The sequence below is a fragment of the Bradyrhizobium sp. genome (assembly GCF_016462955.1).
Classification (GTDB): domain Bacteria; phylum Pseudomonadota; class Alphaproteobacteria; order Rhizobiales; family Xanthobacteraceae; genus Bradyrhizobium.
Map to the genome: position 1 here is coordinate 13327 of NZ_JAEMSD010000125.1, position 1834 is coordinate 15160.

At 64.4% G+C, this 1834-nt stretch carries 2 protein-coding genes and 1 pseudogene; all 3 read right to left on the minus strand.

Annotated features, from left to right (window positions below; genetic code table 11):
* The coding region (locus tag JHD07_RS15380) for a quinone oxidoreductase (protein WP_291623618.1) at positions 1–801 on the minus strand (801 nt) is incomplete at its 3' end.
* 74 nt (positions 802–875) lie between these two features.
* Positions 876–1610 (minus strand): TerC family protein, encoded by a 735-nt coding sequence (locus JHD07_RS15385; protein ID WP_291623620.1) that lies wholly within the window; start codon positions 1608–1610, stop codon positions 876–878.
* Positions 1607–1834 (minus strand): annotated as a pseudogene (locus tag JHD07_RS15390) (phosphatidylcholine synthase); the annotation flags it as partial. The gene JHD07_RS15385 and the pseudogene JHD07_RS15390, both read right to left, overlap by 4 nt.

Here is a 1834-nt window from a genome sequence, read left to right on the forward strand (position 1 = left end):
GTCGTTCAGCTTCGGCCGGGTCGCAAACAGCGAGCCGTGATTGTTGAGCTCGGCGATCGCGAACGGCGGCACCGGACCCGAGGCATTGCCGAACGAGACGAACATGCCGCGCGGCTTCAGGCAGGACAGCGAGCCCGGGAAAGTCGCCTTGCCAACGCCGTCATAGACGACGTCGCACCCCTCGTTGCGGCTGATTTGCTTCACGCGCGCGACGAAATCCTCATCGTTGTAGAGGATGACGTGATCGCAGCCATTGGCCTCCGCCAGCTCGGCCTTCTCGCGCGAGCCGACGGTGCCGATGACGTGCGCGCCGAGCGCCCTCGCCCATTGGCACGCGAGCAAGCCGATGCCGCCGGCGGCGGCATGGATCAGCACGCGATGATGCGGCTCGACCCTGAAGGTCTTGTGCAGCAGGTACCAGACCGTCAGCCCCTTCAGCATCAGCACGGCGCCCTGCTCATAGGTGATGTGGTCGGGCAGCTTGACCAGCTTCTCCCAGGGGATATTGCGCTCGCCGGTATAGGCGCCAAGATTGTGGTAATAGGCGACGCGGTCGCCGGGATGGAAATTGGTGACGCCGGGCCCGACCGCGACCACGTCGCCCGCCGCCTCGTTGCCGGCGATGAAGGGCAGCCCCGGCGCCTTGTAGAGCCCGGTGCGATAATAGACGTCGATGAAGTTGAGCCCCACCGCATGCTGGCGGACGCGCACTTCGCCCGGCCCGGGCGCCGGCACGTCGACGCTCTCATAGACCAGGGCCTCGGGGCCTCCGACCTTGTGCACACGGACGGCTTTGGTCATCAGTCGACCTCCTTGATGTCGGGGGCAGCGAAAGCGATCGCGACGGCCTTGTCAACTCGGGCCAGTTGAAACGATTAGCCCCCGGGCTTTTCAGTCTTCCTGCGGTTGCGCCTGGCCAGCACGTTGAAGAGCTCGACCGCCGCCGAGAACGCGATCGCGAAGTAAATGTAGCCGCGCGGAATGTGGAACTGGAATCCATCCGCGACCAGCGCGACGCCGATCAGCACCAGGAATGCCAGGGCCAGCATCTTCGTAGTCGGATGCTCCGCGACGAAGCGCGACACCGGTCCTGCCGAAACGTACATGACGGCGCAGGCGATCACGACGGCAGCGATCATGATCCTGATATCTTCGGCCATGCCGATCGCGGTGATGATCGAATCCAGGGAAAACACCAGGTCGATGACGATGATTTGGATGATCACCCAAAAGAAAGCGTTGCCTGCGGATTTCTTCTCGCTCGCATCGTGGGCGGACTCGACCTCGCCGTGAATTTCGTGCGTGGCCTTGGCGATCAGGAAGAGGCCGCCGCCAATCAGGATGAGGTCGCGCCAGGAAAACGAGTATCCCAGCGTCGACAGCACCGGCTCGGTCAGGCCGATCAGCCAGACCAGGAGACTGAGCAGGACGAGGCGGAACACCAGCGCCAGCGCGAGCCCGATCTGCCGGGCGCGGTGCGCCTGCGGCTCGGGAAGGCGCGAGACCAGCACCGAGATGAAGATGACGTTGTCGATGCCGAGCACGATCTCGAGCGCCGTCAGGGTGAGCAGCGCCGCCCACGCTTCGGGGCTGGCCAGAAGCTCCATCATGCGAATGATCTCCCCAGGCGGATCAGGGTGTCGCTGAAGCTGATCCACAGCGCGATGGCGCAGAGCACGATCGTCACGCCGACTCCGACGTGAAAATCCATCCGCAGCGCGTAGAGGGCGAGCACCGCCCAGATCGCGATCAACGACATCGTCAGCCAGCGCAGCCGCACGACGCGCACCGGATGCAGCACGTGGAACGGCACGAAGGTCAGCACGACGAGTGC

Excerpts from the sequence above, each read along its gene's own strand:
- JHD07_RS15385 (WP_291623620.1), bottom strand. The coding sequence starts at position 1,610 with ATGATGGAGCTTCTGGCCAGCCCCGAAGCGTGGGCGGCGCTGCTCACC.